Annotated in this window: 13 protein-coding genes; 7 read left to right on the top strand and 6 right to left on the bottom strand. The window is 59.8% G+C overall.

The window, feature by feature from the left end:
* Positions 1-78 precede the first annotated feature (78 nt).
* Positions 79-525, top strand: coding sequence for a response regulator (locus AC07VR_RS17610; protein ID WP_494990603.1), 447 nt, complete (start codon positions 79-81; stop codon positions 523-525).
* 190 nt (positions 526-715) lie between these two features.
* Here the strand turns inward: AC07VR_RS17610 and AC07VR_RS17605 are convergent, their stop codons facing one another.
* The gene (locus AC07VR_RS17605) at positions 716-2893 is read right to left on the bottom strand and encodes a malate synthase G (protein ID WP_495011984.1); all 2178 of its coding nucleotides are present in this window, start codon (positions 2891-2893) and stop codon (positions 716-718) included.
* 562 nt (positions 2894-3455) lie between these two features.
* On the opposite strand from AC07VR_RS17605, the gene AC07VR_RS17600 reads away from it, so the two are divergent.
* Entirely contained in the window at positions 3456-3974 is a 519-nt protein-coding gene (locus AC07VR_RS17600; RefSeq protein ID WP_494990601.1) for a glycine cleavage system transcriptional repressor, read from the top strand.
* A gap of 224 nt (positions 3975-4198) precedes the next feature.
* On the opposite strand, the gene rarD is transcribed toward AC07VR_RS17600, so the two are convergent.
* The 5 genes from rarD to AC07VR_RS17575 all read right to left on the bottom strand — a co-directional run bounded on the left by rarD (position 4199) and on the right by AC07VR_RS17575 (position 10179).
* Positions 4199-5086, bottom strand: a complete 888-nt coding sequence (gene rarD / locus AC07VR_RS17595; RefSeq protein ID WP_495011983.1) for an EamA family transporter RarD — start codon at positions 5084-5086, stop codon at positions 4199-4201.
* Positions 5087-5269: 183 nt separating this feature from the next.
* Positions 5270-6244: a serine/threonine protein kinase gene (locus AC07VR_RS17590; RefSeq protein ID WP_494990599.1), complete on the bottom strand. Its 975-nt coding sequence runs from the start codon at positions 6242-6244 to the stop codon at positions 5270-5272.
* 183 nt (positions 6245-6427) lie between these two features.
* Entirely contained in the window at positions 6428-8329 is a 1902-nt protein-coding gene (locus tag AC07VR_RS17585) for a PhoX family protein (protein WP_495011982.1), read from the bottom strand.
* Positions 8330-8609: 280 nt separating this feature from the next.
* Positions 8610-9374, bottom strand: coding sequence for a TOBE domain-containing protein (locus AC07VR_RS17580; protein WP_494990597.1), 765 nt, complete (start codon positions 9372-9374; stop codon positions 8610-8612).
* Between the two features lie 64 nt (positions 9375-9438).
* The gene (locus tag AC07VR_RS17575; RefSeq protein ID WP_495011981.1) at positions 9439-10179 is read right to left on the bottom strand and encodes a ComFC family protein; all 741 of its coding nucleotides are present in this window, start codon (positions 10177-10179) and stop codon (positions 9439-9441) included.
* A 90-nt stretch (positions 10180-10269) separates the two neighbouring features.
* Here AC07VR_RS17575 and bioB point away from each other — a divergent pair, with 90 nt between their 5' ends.
* The 5 genes from bioB to bioD all read left to right on the top strand — a co-directional run bounded on the left by bioB (position 10270) and on the right by bioD (position 14861).
* Complete coding sequence (bioB, locus tag AC07VR_RS17570) at positions 10270-11325, top strand: biotin synthase BioB (RefSeq protein WP_495011980.1); 1056 nt, start codon at positions 10270-10272, stop codon at positions 11323-11325.
* A gap of 151 nt (positions 11326-11476) precedes the next feature.
* Positions 11477-12655 carry an 8-amino-7-oxononanoate synthase gene (bioF, locus tag AC07VR_RS17565; RefSeq protein ID WP_495011979.1) on the top strand — a complete coding sequence of 393 codons (1179 nt, stop codon included), beginning with the start codon at positions 11477-11479 and terminating at the stop codon, positions 12653-12655.
* On the top strand, positions 12648-13379 hold the full coding sequence (locus AC07VR_RS17560; RefSeq protein ID WP_494990593.1) for an alpha/beta fold hydrolase: 732 nt from the start codon (positions 12648-12650) through the stop codon (positions 13377-13379). The genes bioF and AC07VR_RS17560 overlap by 8 nt, the downstream gene beginning before the upstream one ends.
* Positions 13372-14184 carry a malonyl-ACP O-methyltransferase BioC gene (bioC, locus tag AC07VR_RS17555; protein ID WP_495011978.1) on the top strand — a complete coding sequence of 271 codons (813 nt, stop codon included), beginning with the start codon at positions 13372-13374 and terminating at the stop codon, positions 14182-14184. The genes AC07VR_RS17560 and bioC overlap by 8 nt, the downstream gene beginning before the upstream one ends.
* Entirely contained in the window at positions 14181-14861 is a 681-nt protein-coding gene (gene bioD / locus AC07VR_RS17550; RefSeq protein WP_494990591.1) for a dethiobiotin synthase, read from the top strand. The genes bioC and bioD overlap by 4 nt, the downstream gene beginning before the upstream one ends.
* Positions 14862-14877 lie beyond the last annotated feature (16 nt).

Genomic DNA, 14877 nt, shown 5'->3' with positions numbered 1-14877 from the left:
CGAAGTGCACATTGGAGGCTGGCTTAGCGATGTCAGACCACTGTGCTAGGGGATTGATTAGAAAACGTAGAGAAACGTATGTCTGACCACGATATTTTGAGTGATGCCGAGCGCGAGGCGCTGAGCGCCGTCATGCTGGAACCGGATCTGCCGCCGCAGCGCGTGTTGATCGCCGATGACGATAAGGACGCGCGCGAGCTGTTGGCGGAAATTCTTGGTCTGGATGGCATTCGCTGCATGACCGCAGCCAGCGGCAAAGCGGCGCTGGAACTATTGGACTCGAATAAATCGATTGGTCTGCTCATCACCGATCTGCGGATGGCACCGTGCAATGGTCTGGATTTGATACGCAAGGTGCGCGAGTCGGAGCGGGCGGAGCTGCCAATAATCATCATTTCCGGGGACGCCGATGTCCGCGATGCCATTGATGCGATGCACTTGAGTGTGGTGGATTTCCTGCTCAAGCCGATCGATGCTGGCCAGTTATTGGCGCTGGTGAAGCATGAGCTGGGAGTGGTGCCGTAGGGGGCGAATTTAGGTTGCCTGTCATATCGCCATCGCGGGCAAGCCTCGCTCCTACAGGTACATGCAATCCGTAGGAGCAGGGGGGACGCCTAGTTCTTGCCCGCGATGGACTCACTGCACAATCCAAGCGAACACAAAAAAGCCCTGATCTTGCGATCAGGGCTTTTTGTTATCTACCGCTAACGCTTATTCACAGACCATTCTTGGCCTTGAACTCGCGGCGACGACGGTGCAGGACCGGCTCGGTGTAACCGTTCGGCTGTTGGGTGCCTTCGATTACCAGTTCGACGGCCGCCTGGAAGGCGATGTTGCTGTCGAAGTCCGGTGCCAGCGGACGGTACAGCGCGTCGTTGGCGTTCTGGCGATCAACCACCGGCGCCATGCGCTTGAGGCTTTCCAGTACCTGGGCCTCATTGACGATGCCGTGACGTAACCAGTTGGCGATGTGCTGGCTGGAAATACGCAGCGTGGCACGGTCTTCCATCAGGCCGACGTCGTTGATGTCCGGTACTTTCGAGCAACCCACGCCTTGGTCGATCCAGCGCACCACATAACCGAGGATGCCCTGGGCATTGTTATCCAGTTCGTTCTGGACTTCTTCGGCCGACCAGTGGGTGTTGCTCGCCAACGGGATGGTCAGGATATCGTCGATCGACGCGCGACCACGCTTGGCCAGCTCGGCCTGACGGGCGAACACGTCGACCTTGTGGTAGTGCAGCGCGTGCAGTGCCGCTGCGGTCGGCGATGGCACCCAGGCAGTGTTGGCGCCGGCCAGCGGATGAGCGATTTTCTGCTCGAGCATCGCGGCCATCAGGTCGGGCATGGCCCACATGCCTTTACCGATCTGGGCGCGACCTTGCAGGCCGGTGCTCAAACCGATATCGACGTTCCAGTCCTCGTAGGCGCCGATCCACTTCTCTGACTTCATGGCCGCTTTGCGCACCATCGCGCCCGCTTCCATGGAGGTGTGGATTTCATCGCCGGTGCGGTCGAGGAAACCGGTGTTGATGAACACCACACGCTCGCTGGCCGCTTTGATGCAGGCCTTGAGGTTGACCGTGGTACGCCGCTCTTCGTCCATGATGCCGACTTTGAGGGTGTTGCGTGGCAGGTCGAGAACCTCTTCGATGCGACCGAACAGCTCGTTGGTGAACGCCGCTTCTTCCGGGCCGTGCATTTTCGGTTTAACGATGTAGACCGAGCCGGTGCGGCTGTTTTTGCGCGAGCTATTGCCGTTGAGGCTGTGAATCGCTGCGAGACTGGTGACCAGACCGTCGAGAATCCCTTCCGGCACTTCGTTGCCGTCTTTGTCGAGAATCGCGTCGATGGTCATCAAATGGCCAACGTTACGCACGAACAGCAGGGAACGGCCGTGCAGGCTCAGTTCGCTACCGTCGAGCGCGGTGTAGCGGCGGTCGGCATTCATGGTGCGAGTAAAAGTCTTGCCGCCCTTGGACACTTCTTCACACAGGTCGCCCTTCATCAGGCCGAGCCAGTTGCGGTAGATCACCACTTTGTCATCGGCATCGACAGCGGCGACCGAGTCTTCGCAGTCCATGATGGTGGTCAACGCAGCTTCCATCAGCAGGTCTTTGACGCCGGCAGGGTCGGTCTGGCCGACGGGGGAGCTGGCGTCGATCTGGATTTCGAAGTGCAGACCATTGTTTTTCAGCAGGATCGCGGACGGCGCCGCGGCGTCGCCCTGGAAGGCGATCAGCTGTGCGTCGTTGCGCAGGCCGCTGTTACTGCCACCTTTAAGGCTGACCACCAGTTTGCCGTCGACGATCTTGTAGCCGGTGGAGTCGACGTGGGAGCCGGCCGCCAATGGCACGGCTTCGTCGAGGAAGGCGCGGGCGAAGGCAATGACCTTGTCGCCACGGACCTTGTTGTAGCCTTTGCCTTTCTCTGCGCCGTCGGCCTCGCTGATGGCGTCAGTGCCATACAACGCGTCGTACAGCGAGCCCCAGCGAGCGTTCGAGGCGTTGAGGGCGAAGCGGGCGTTCATCACCGGTACGACCAGTTGTGGACCGGCCATGCGAGCGATTTCGTCGTCGACGTTTTGCGTCGTTGCCTGGAAATCGGCCGCTTCTGGCAGCAGATAACCGATGTCTTGCAGAAAGGCTTTGTAGGCCACGGCGTCATGGGCCTGGCCTGCTCGGGACTGGTGCCAGGCATCGATTCGCGCCTGGAGGTCGTCGCGTTTGGCGAGTAGGGCTTTGTTCTTCGGTGCCAGGTCATGAATGACCTTGTCAGCACCGGCCCAGAACTTATCGGCGGTGAGGCCGGTACCGGGAATGGCTTCGTTGTTCACGAAGTCGAACAGGACTTTGGCGACCTGCAGGCCACCGACTTGAACGTGTTCAGTCATTGCTTGCCTCACTCTGCTCAGCTATTTCGCTTTTCAGCTCTTCAATTTAACAATGAAGCCTCTGGCCATTTAAACCACAAACCCCCGCACCAGTACATGCCATTGCTGGCGGCTGGGTGGGTCCAATCAACGGCTCCAAGCCTTGCTGATAGGGCTTTTCGGGGTTGCGATGGCGCCTTGGCAGACATCGATCCAACGTTATGTAGTGCGCGCTACGGCATACTACATGATGAATTGCGGTTGTGAAAATTAGACTAAATACGTCGTTTAGCGACTTAAGCCAGCTATCCGGTCACGCTGGGGGACAGGATGTTCTCAAAAAACTATTGGATTGTTCCAGATAAATATAAAAACAGTACACGATTAGTTTTCTGCAGGAGCGAGCTTGCTCGCGATGAGGCCCGGACAGACACAAGCAGAGTTCAATGTGGCGGCGCCTCTGACAGCATCGCGAGCAAGCTCGCTCCTACAGGGTAAGCAGCAAGGCAGTTTGACCGCATGGATGCAAGGCTTGCCTATACTTGCCCTTCTATAATAAAAGTCATGACAAGAGGGCTGCGCCATGGACCACCTCGTACTTACCGTATTCGCCCCGGATAAAGCCGGTCAGGTCGAGCGCATCGCCCAGTGCATTGCCGAGCACGGCGGCAACTGGCTGGAAAGTCGTATGTCGCGCATGGCTGGGCAATTCGCCGGGATCCTGCGGGTCGGCGTGCCGGCCGAAGCCTATGATGAATTGGTGGATGCGCTGCAAGGGCTGTCAGAGCAAGGTATCCGCGTGATGATTGCCGAAAGCAGTATCGAGCAATCCTGCACCTGGAAGCCGATCGCTATGGAGCTGGTGGGCAATGACCGGCCGGGGATTGTGCGCGATATCACGCGGCTGTTGACCGAACAGGGTGTGAACCTGGAGCGGCTGGTCACTGATGTGCGGCCGGCACCCATGAGTAGCGAACCGCTGTTCCATGCCGAAGCCATTCTGGCGGTGCCGTTGACCTTGTCCCTGGATGTATTGCAGGCGCGCCTGGAAACTCTGGCGGATGACTTGATGGTCGAATTGGTGTTGCGTAGCGAGGTGTAAGCCAGAGGCAAAGGTTATCCAAGTAAAACGTGCACCTGCCTGTGGATAACCTGTAGAGATGCACCGCAAGCCCGGGCCGGCCGGGGTTCTTCAGGAACTGAGCAAAAAACGAACAGTTTCAAGGGCTTGTGCACAAACGGCGGGGATCACGCTGTGGATAACCTTGGGAAAGATGCTTGCAGGCCACGTCAATCCTGGCCTGCAGAGCTTTGTGTGTTTTTTGATCAGGCGCGCCGGCGCAGGCTGATCCAGGCATCCACGCTGTAAATTGCCAGACCTGCCCAAATAAACACGAATGCGATCAAGGTGCTTGAAGACAAATGCTCGCCAAACAACAGCACTGCCTGCGATAGCACCAGGGTCGGCGCTATGTATTGCAGGAAGCCCAGGGTGGTGTAGGGCAAGTGTCGTGCCGCCGCGTTGAAACACACCAGCGGCACCAGGGTGATTGGCCCTGCGGCCACCAGCCACCACGCTTGGGAAGTCCCCCAGAACTCAACCTGAGCGCTGGTCGCTACCGGGTTGAGCAGCAACCACGCAAGGGCAATCGGTACCAGCATCCAGGTTTCCACCACCAGCCCGGGTAACGCCTTGACCGGTGCCTGCTTGCGGATCAGTCCATAGAAACCAAAGGTCAGCGCCAGTATCAGCGATACCCACGGCAGGTTGCCGACTTGCCAGACTTGCTGCGCCACACCAATGGTCGCCAGGCTCACTGCCAACCACTGCATGCGCCGCAGACGCTCGCCCAGCAACAGCATGCCCAGCAGCACGTTCACCAGCGGATTGATGTAATAGCCGAGACTGGCTTCGAGCATGCGGCCGTTATTCACCGACCACACATAGGTCAGCCAGTTGGCCGCGATCAGCATGCCGCTCAAGGCCAGAATCGCCAGTCGCCGCGGGTTTTCGCGCAGTTCGCGCCACCAGCCAGGGTGCTTCCAGACCAATAGCAGCAGTGAGCCGAACAGCGCAGACCAGAGCACCCGGTGGACGATGATTTCCACAGCGGGCACGCTGGCGATGGCTTTGAAGTAGAGCGGGAACAGTCCCCAAATGATGTAGGCGGTCAGACCCAGAGTGTACCCGCGACGCGGGTTGGCGGCTTGCATGCAGAATCCTTGCTTAGGCAGCTAACAAAGCAGTGATTGTAGGGTGGTTGTATAGATGTGTCGTGTTCGCTTTTTTTGTAGGAGCGAGCTCGCTCGCGATGGACTCAAGGGCGACGCGTTTATTCAGAAAACACGCGTTATCGTTAACGTCCATATCGCGAGCAAGCTCGCTCCTACAAGGGATCAGAACAACTTCAAAGGTTCTTCATTGAGTGCGGCAAGCTGCTCGCGCAATGCCAATACCTGATCGCCCCAATAACGCTCTGTACCGAACCACGGGAAGCTGCGGGGGAATGCCGGATCATCCCAACGTCGGGCCAGCCAGGCGCTGTAGTGCATCAGACGCAGCGCGCGCAACGGTTCGATAAGCGCCAGCTCACGCGAGTCGAAGTCATGGAACTCGCTGTAGCCGTCCATCAATTCGGACAGCTGACCGAGACATTCCTGACGGTTGCCGGCGAGCATCATCCACACATCCTGCACCGCCGGGCCCATGCGGCAGTCGTCAAGGTCGACGATGTGGAACATTTCATCGCGGCACATCATGTTGCCGGGGTGGCAGTCACCGTGCATGCGGATGTTCTGATGGGGCGTGGCCTGGTAGACCTCTTGCACCCGCTTGAGCAGATCGCGGGCGACCGACTCGTAGGCAGGAAGCAAGCTGCGAGGAATGAAATTGCCTTCGAGCAAGGTCGTCAGTGAATCTTGGCCAAAGTTTTTCACCCCGAGGGCTTCGCGGTGTTCGAATGGACGGGTGGCACCGACCGCATGCAAACGGCCAAGCAATTGCCCGAGGCGATACAGCTGATCCAGGTTGCCCGGCTCTGGCGCACGGCCGCCACGGCGTGGGAACAGGGTGAAACGAAAACCCGCGTGTTCGAACAGGCTTTCGCCGTTGTGCACAATGGGGGCTACCACTGGAACATCGCATTCGGCGAGTTCGTAGGTAAAGCGGTGTTCTTCGAGGATCGCCTCGTTGGTCCAGCGCTGTGGGCGGTAGAACTTGGCGATCAGCGGCTCGGAGTCTTCGATGCCGACCTGGTAAACGCGGTTTTCGTAGCTGTTGAGCGCCAGAATACGGGCGTCACTGTGAAAGCCGATGCTTTCAACAGCATCGAGCACCAGGTCGGGTGTAAGGGTTTCAAACGGATGGGCCATGCTGACTCCTGCGCGCAGCAGGCTGCCGCGTCCGGCCAGACATGGTAGCGCAGACGGAGCGTCTTTAGTGGTTGATCGTTCCCACGCTCTGCGTGGGAATGTCTCACTGGACGCGCAGCATCGCTTGGGCAGTGACGCAAAGCTCACTGGCTGCATTCCCGCGCAGAGCGTAGGGAACGATCGTTACGCGCCGATGATTCCGCCATCTTCACGGGTGATCGCCATTACCGACGACCTCGGCTTGCCGTTGGGCAAGTGCTCCGGGAAGGTCGAACCGCCGTTCTCGCCCGGGTGCTGAATACCGACGAACAGGGTTTTGTGATCCGGCGAGAAGCTGATACCGGTTACTTCGCAACCCACCGGGCCGACCATGAACCGACGGATCTCACCGCTGGCCGGATCGGCGCAGAGCATCTGATTGTTGCCCATGCCAGCGAAGTCTCCGCTGTTGCTGACGTCGCCGTCGGTGAGAATCCACAGTCGGCCAGCATTGTCGAAACCCAGGCCGTCCGGGCTGTTGAACATATTCTGCGGGGTGATGTTCGACGAGCCGCCTTTGGGTTTACCGGCATGTACGGCAGGATTTCCCGCCACTACAAACAGATCCCAGGAAAAGCTCATGGCCGCGTGGTCGTCACGGTTTTCCTGCCAGCGCAGAATCTGCCCATAGACGTTCTTCTCCCGCGGGTTCGGGCCGCCGACCGGTTGGCCGTCTTCGCCGCGCTTGGCGTTGTTGGTCAGGGTGCAATAGATCTGGCCGTCTTTGGGGCTGACGACGATCCATTCCGGACGGTCCATGCGTGTGGCGTTGACCACGCTGGCGGCAAGGCGCGCGTGGATCAACACTTGCGCCTGGTCGGCAAAGCCGCTGCCGGCATCGATGCCGTTTTTGCCATGGGTCAACTCAAGCCACTGGCCCTGACCTTTTGGATGATCCGGGTTGCCGTCGCCGGCATCGAAACGCGCAACATACAGCGTGCCGTGATCCAGCAGGTCGCGGTTGGCTTTCGGGTCGCGGTGATTGATTTTGTCGCGGCTGATGAACTTGTAAATGAACTCGCCGCGCTCATCGTCGCCCATGTACACCACGGCGCGACCATCGCTGGTTTCGGCCAGTGCAGCGTTTTCATGTTTGAAGCGGCCAAGGGCGGTGCGTTTGACCGGGGTTGACTGTGGGTCGAACGGGTCAATCTCCACGACCCAGCCGTGACGGTTGAGTTCGTTGGGGTTTTTCGCCAGGTCGAAACGCGGGTCGTGTTGATGCCAGTTGATTTCTTTGCTGGTCGCTACCGCGCCATAGCGTTTCTGCGCGGTGTCGAATTTCTGCTCGGGATTGCTGCTGCCGAAGCAGTCGGTGAAGTTCTCTTCACAGGTCAGATAGGTCCCCCACGGCGTTTTGCCGTTGGCGCAGTTCTGGAATGTGCCGAGGACTTTTTTGCCGTGCTTGTCATTGCTGGTTTTCAACAGGTCATGCCCGGCGGCCGGGCCGCTCAGGCGCAGCGGCGAGTTGCCGTGGATGCGGCGGTTGTAGCGCGAGCCCTGGACGAATTGCCACTGGCCGTTTTTGCGTTGCACTTCGATCACCGAGACGCCTTCGCTGGCCAGAGCCTTGCGCACATCTTCCGCCGACTGCGGCATGCCGCCATGGGGGTAGAGGTAGCGGTAGTTGGTGTATTCGTTGTTAATCGCCATCAGCGCGCGGTCGTGGTCGCCGGGGAAGGCAAACAGGCTCATGCCGTCATTGTTGTCGCCAAACTGGACTTCCTGGGCCTGGGCTGTGCCATTGCCGCTCGGGTCGAAGGCCGGGCCGTTCTTTTGCAGCGCCTGGCCCCAACTGATCAGTACCGACGATGTGTAGCCCGGCGGCAGGGTGATGGTGTCGCTGGTGGCGGTGGCAATGCTGTTGAAACCCAGCAGTTCGCTTGAGCCGGTGCTGACGCTGGCTGCCAGAACGCTGCGGCTCAGCAGGTTGCCGCCCAGAAACATTGCCGCGCCACACAAGGCGCCGGCACTGATAAAGCCGCGGCGGCTGAGGCCGACAATTTTTTCGAGGTCGGTGGGCTGGTTTTCTTCCAATAGATTCACATCAAGCTCCCTGCAGGTTTTTGCAGGCACCTTAACGAGCGCCGATGAAGGAAATGTTTCAATAATTTTTCAAGCTGCGCCGAGCCCCCGTAGCAGCTGCCGAAGGCTGCGTCCGAGGGCGAAGCACTCGCAATCCGGTTAACTCAATAAAAGGTCAGAATTGCAGTGCCTGAATTTACGACTGCTGCGCAGCCGAACGCAGCCTCGCAGGCTCGACAGCTGCTACACGCAGCCGGACGCAGCCTTCGGCAGCTGCTACGGGATATGCGTCCGCCCTTGGTTATAGCGGTGTGCCGAGCAATACGTTGGACGGTGCGAACTGCACCAGGACGGGTTTTCCAGTCGTCAGCACCAAGGTTCTAAGGTGTAACGGCTCGGCCAACGCACATAAGGTTTGCCCGTTAGGCAGGGCGATCCGTACCTCGCTGGGGCCGTCTTCGGCGTCGAGAATTTCTTCGATAATCCCGCTCAGGCAATTGTGTCCAGGTGTTGCAGATTGATCGATGGCCAGCAAATCGAGCCAGCCAGCCTTGATCAACGCGACCACTTCAGTGCTCATTTCCAGCTCTAATCGCAGGGTGCTGTCGTGGGTGATCTGCGCCTGGATCGTCAGTCCTTCGGCCAGCTCCAGGCGGACCAGATCATTGCGCCCCTGACTGTCGATGGCCACGACCTTGCCGTGCAGTTGATTACGCGCGCTGGTCCTGAGCATCAAACGGCCGAGCAGGTCCAGGTCGCTGGCATCTTCCGCGGCCTCCAGCACCTGAGCTTGCAAGGCTTGCAGACGTTGATAGAGCCGCAATACCCGCTCACCCTCTGTGGATAACTTCGCGCCACCGCCGCCCTTGCCACCGACGCTGCGTTCGACCAAAGGCTTCTGTGCGAGGTTGTTCAACTCATCGATGGCATCCCAGGCCGCCTTGTAACTCAATCCCGCGCTTTTTGCGGCGCGTGTGATCGAGCCTTGCTCGGCAATGTGTTGCAGCAAGGCGATGCGCTGTGGACGACGGACGATGTGTTGAGTCAAAAGCGTGGGCAAGGACATGGCGGCGCGCTACGAGCTGTATTGATGGGGTTGGACGTTGGCGCCTTGGCGCGTGAGAGTCAAGTCAGGTCAACTCGCCGGGTTTGGGGGTTCTGGCCAGGCAATAGACGTCGACCCGTCGGGCTCCCGCGTTCATTAACAAGCGGGCGAGGCTTTCGGCGGTGGCGCCGGTGGTCAGTACATCGTCGATCAAAGCCAGGTGCCGGCCTTTGATCTGCGCATCGGGCTGCAGGGTGAATGCCCTTCGCAGGTTGAGTTTTCGCGCCTTGGCATCCAGGTCCTGTTGCGCGGCAGTGTCCTGAGTCCGCAACAGCAGGCGTTCCTCGCAGGGGAGGTTCAGGCTGTCGCCGAGCCAGTGAGCGAGCATCGCCGCCTGGTTGTAGCCGCGCTCGCGCAGGCGCTTGTTGGCCAAGGGCACAGGGACCAGGGCGTCGGGCCGTGCGAGGTCTTCATCAAAGCGATGTTGCAGCGATTGGCTGAGTAGTTCGGCCAGCAAGCGCCCAAACGGCCACTTTGCGTTGTGCTTGAAACGGGTAATCAAGCTGTCGATCGGAAAGCTGTAAGTAAAGGGTGTCACGACCTGTTGAAAGGCCGGGGGCTTTTTCAGACATTGGCCGCAAGTCAAACCGGCCATGGGCAAGGGCAGGGCGCAAACCTGGCAGTGATCACCGAGCCAGGGCAGCTCACTTTCACAAGGTGTGCAGATGGGGTGAGGGGTGTCGGTGAGTTCGTCACAGAGCAAACAGGTCTGTTTGTTTTTTAACCAGATGTAAACCGGTCCTTTGTATTGTGGTTGACAGTGCATGTCTCTTCCTTAAATATGCCGAACATCCGTGTCGCGTCTGTGGGTATTACATGCCGCAGCCGCTTGCCAAGCATAAACAAGGAATTGCCAATGAGCGCCAGCACCACTGCCAACCTGCGTCATGACTGGTCTTTAGCCGAAGTCAAAGCGCTGTTCGTTCAGCCCTTCAATGACCTGCTGTTCCAGGCGCAGACGGTGCACCGCGCGCATTTCGACGCCAATCGCGTGCAAGTCTCGACGCTGCTGTCGATCAAAACCGGTGCTTGCCCGGAAGATTGCAAATATTGTCCGCAGTCCGGTCACTACAACACCGGGCTGGAAAAAGAAAAACTGCTGGAAGTGCAGAAGGTCCTCGAAGAGGCCGCTCGCGCCAAGGCCATTGGTTCGACCCGTTTCTGCATGGGTGCAGCCTGGAAACATCCGTCGGCCAAAGACATGCCCTACGTGCTGGAAATGGTCAAAGGCGTGAAGGCCATGGGCCTGGAAACCTGCATGACTCTTGGCCGTCTCGATCAGGACCAGACCGCAGCCCTGGCCCAGGCCGGTCTGGACTACTACAACCACAACCTGGATACCTCGCCCGAGTTCTACGGCAGCATCATCACGACTCGTACTTACGGCGAGCGCCTGCAAACGCTGGCGTACGTGCGTGATTCCGGAATGAAAATCTGCTCCGGCGGCATCCTCGGCATGGGTGAGTCCCTCGATGACCGCGCCAATCTGCTGATCCAGCTGGCCAACTTGCCAGAGCATCCGGAGTCGGTGCCGATCAACATGCTGGTAAAAGTCGCCGGTACGCCGCTGGAAAACGCCGATGACGTCGATCCGTTCGACTTCATCCGCATGCTGGCGGTTGCGCGAATCCTGATGCCGCAGTCCCACGTGCGTCTGTCCGCTGGCCGTGAGGCGATGAACGAGCAGATGCAGGCTTTGGCCTTCTTTGCCGGTGCCAACTCGATTTTCTACGGCGATAAATTGCTGACCACCGCCAACCCGCAGGCTGACAAGGACATGCAACTGTTCTCGCGCCTGGGCATCCTGCCGGAAGCTCGCGAAGAGCACGCTGACGAAGTGCATCAGGCGGCCATCGAGCAGGCGCTGGTGGAACAGAAGAGCAGCGAGCAGTTTTATAACGCCGCTGTTTGAACCTCGCCCCCCTGTAGGAGCGAGCTTGCTCGCGATAGCGGTGGCACAGTCAACATCAATGTTGAATGTCAGACCGTCATCGCGAGCAAGCTCGCTCCTACATTGGGATTGGGCAATTACCCACATCCTGTGATCTGCCCCCGAGGCCTGCATGTCTTTCGATCTCGCCGCACGCCTTGCTGCTCGTCGTGCCGAAAACCTCTATCGCCATCGTCCTCTGCTTGAAAGCCCCCAAGGTCCGGAAGTGGTGGTCGACGGTCAGCCGTTGCTGGCGTTCTGCAACAACGATTACCTGGGCCTGGCCAATCACCCGCAAGTGATTGAAGCGTGGCGCGCCGGGGCGGCTCGTTGGGGCGTGGGCGGTGGCGCTTCGCATCTGGTGATCGGCCACAGCGCCCCGCACCATGCGCTGGAAGAAGCCTTGGCCGATTTGACCGGCCGCCCGCGGGCGCTGCTGTTCACCACCGGTTACATGGCCAACCTCGGCGCGGTTACGGCGCTGGTCGGGCAGGGCGATACGGTGCTGGAAGACCGGCTCAATCATGCATCGTTGCTGGATGCCGGGCTGTTGTCCGGCGCTCGCTTCAATCGCTATCTGCATAACGATGCGATCAGCCTGGCCAAGCGTCTGGAAAAAGCCACCGGCAACACGCTGGTGGTGACCGATGGCGTGTTCAGCATGGACGGCGACCTCGCCGATTTGCCCGCACTGGCCCGGGTAGCCAAAGCCAAAGGCGCCTGGTTGATGGTCGATGACGCCCACGGCTTTGGTCCGTTGGGTGCCAACGGTGGCGGGATCGTCGAGCACTTTGGTTTGAGTCAGGAGGATGTGCCGGTATTAGTCGGCACGCTGGGTAAAGCCTTCGGCACGGCGGGGGCGTTCGTCGCCGGTAGCGAAGAGCTGATCGAAAGCCTGATCCAGTTCGCCCGGCCGTACATCTACACCACCAGCCAACCGCCGGCACTGGCTTGTGCCACGCTCAAAAGCCTCGAACTGCTGCGCAGCGAGCATTGGCGACGTGAGCACCTGAATGCGCTGATCCGCCAGTTCCGCCACGGCGCCGAGCAGATTGGTCTGGAATTGATGGACAGTTTTACGCCGATCCAGCCGATCATGATCGGCGATAGCGGGCGCGCCGTTCGCTTTTCGCAGATGTTGCGCGAGCGCGGCTTGATGGTCACTGCGATCCGTCCGCCGACCGTGCCGGCCGGCAGCGCACGTTTGCGTGTGACTTTGTCCGCGGCCCACAGCGAGGCTCAGGTCCAGCTATTGTTAAATGGACTGGCAGACTGCTTTAGCGAATTGGGACCGGAGCCAAACCATGCGTGATCGACTGATTCTGCTGCCTGGTTGGGGCCTCGGCATTTCGCCGCTGGAGCCGCTGGCGGCTGCTTTGCAGGGGCTGGACGAACACCTGCGGGTCGATATCGAACCGTTGCCGGAGCTTGAATCGGGTGACCTGGATGAGTGGCTCGACGAACTCGACGCAATCCTGCCGGACAATGCCTGGCTGGGTGGTTGGTCACTGGGTGGCATGCTCGCCTCGGAACTGGCCGCCCGACGTGGCGATCGTTGCTGCGGTTTGCTGACGATGGCCAGTAATCCTTGTTTTGTTGCCCATGACGAATGGCCGAGCGCGATGCAGGGGGAAACCTTTGATGCGTTTCTTGCCGGGTGCGGGGCCGACCCGCGGGGGACGCTTAAGCGCTTCGGCCTGCTCTGCGCCCAAGGCGCCAATGACCCGCGCGGCATAGCGCGTCTGTTGCTCGGTGGTGCGCCGAATACACCGCCTTCAGCCCTGTTGAGCGGGTTGGAGTTGCTCGCGCAACTGGATACCCGCCAGGCCTTGCAATCCTTCCGTGGCCCGCAGTTGCATCTGTTTGCCGGGCTCGACGGCCTGGTCCCGGCCGAAGCGGCGGGGGCGTTGCTGGCGTTGTTGCCGGATGTCGAAATCGGTCTGATTGAACAGGCCAGCCACGCGTTTCTTCTGGAAGACCCCCACGGTGTGGCGGGGGCGATCCAGGCCTTTTTGCATGAGTCCGGTGATGACTGATTTGTCCCTTCCCAATCTTCCCGGCGGCCTGCCCGACAAGCGTCAGGTAGCGGCGTCCTTTTCCCGCGCGGCGGCCAGTTATGACAGCGTGGCCGAGTTGCAGCGGGCGGTTGGCGGTGAATTGCTGAGCCGCTTGCCGGGTGACTTCTCCCCCGGTCGCTGGCTGGATATGGGCTGCGGCACGGGTTATTTCAGTCGCGTTCTGGGTCAGACATTCCCCGAGAGCGAAGGGCTGGCGCTGGACATTGCCGAAGGCATGCTCAACCACGCTCGCCCGTTAGGTGGTGCAGTACATTTCATCGCTGGCGATGCCGAGCGTTTACCGTTGCAGGCGCAGAGTTGCGAGCTTGTTTTTTCCAGCCTGGCGGTGCAGTGGTGTGCGGACTTCACCTCAGTGCTGAGTGAGGCGCATCGCGTACTGAAGCCTGGCGGCGTGTTGGCGTTTGCCAGTCTGTGCGTCGGTACGTTGTATGAATTGCGCGATAGCTGGAGCCAGGTGGATGGCATGGTTCACGTCAATCGCTTCCGCCAGTTCAGCGCTTATCAGCAGCTGTGTGCTGCCAGCGGTTTGCGTGTAGTCAGCCTGGAAACTCGCCCGCATGTGTTGCATTACCCGGACGTGCGCAGCCTGACTCACGAGCTCAAAGCCTTGGGCGCGCACAATCTGAACCCCGGTCGGCCGGGTGGTTTGACGGGCCGGGCGCGGATACTCGGTTTGATCCAGGCCTATGAACAGTTTCGTCAGGCACAAGGGCTGCCTGCGACTTACCAGGTGGTCTACGCGGTGTTGGAGAAACCTTTATGAGTGCAGCCTATTTCATCACCGGCACTGATACCGATGTCGGCAAGACCACCATCGCCGCAGGTCTGTTGCATGCTGCACGCTCGGCGGGATTGAGCACGGCGGCGGGTAAACCGGTGGCCTCCGGCTGTGAGGTGACGCCCAAGGGGCTGCGCAACGCCGATGCACTGGCGTTGCTGGCTGAATGCTCATTGCCGCTGAGTTACGCCGAGGTCAACCCGGTGGCGTTCGAGCCGGCGATCGCACCCCATCTGGCGGCCCGCGAGGCGGGTGTGGCGCTCACTGTTCAGTCGTTGTTGGCGCCGATGCGGCATATTCTGGGCCAGCAGGCCGACTTCACGTTGATCGAAGGCGCTGGCGGTTGGCGAGTGCCGTTGGCCGATCAGGACAACCTGTCGGACCTGGCGATGGCCCTGGCTTTGCCGGTGATTCTGGTAGTGGGTGTGCGACTGGGTTGCATCAGTCATGCGTTGCTGACGGCCGAGGCGATTGCCCGGGACGGTCTGCAGTTGGTGGGTTGGGTGGCCAACATCATCGACCCCAAGACTTCGCGTCTGGAGGAGAATCTCGCGACTCTGGCCGAACGGTTGCCCGCGCCGTGTCTCGGTCGGGTGCCCAAGCTCAAGGTTGTCACAGCAGAAGCGGTGGCCGAGTATTTGCAACTGGACCTTCTAGACTAGATTTTGCCTATGATAA

The sequence above is a fragment of the Pseudomonas sp. GW821-FHT02H09 genome (assembly GCF_059421425.1).
This window is presented reverse-complemented; position numbering and strand designations above follow the sequence as displayed.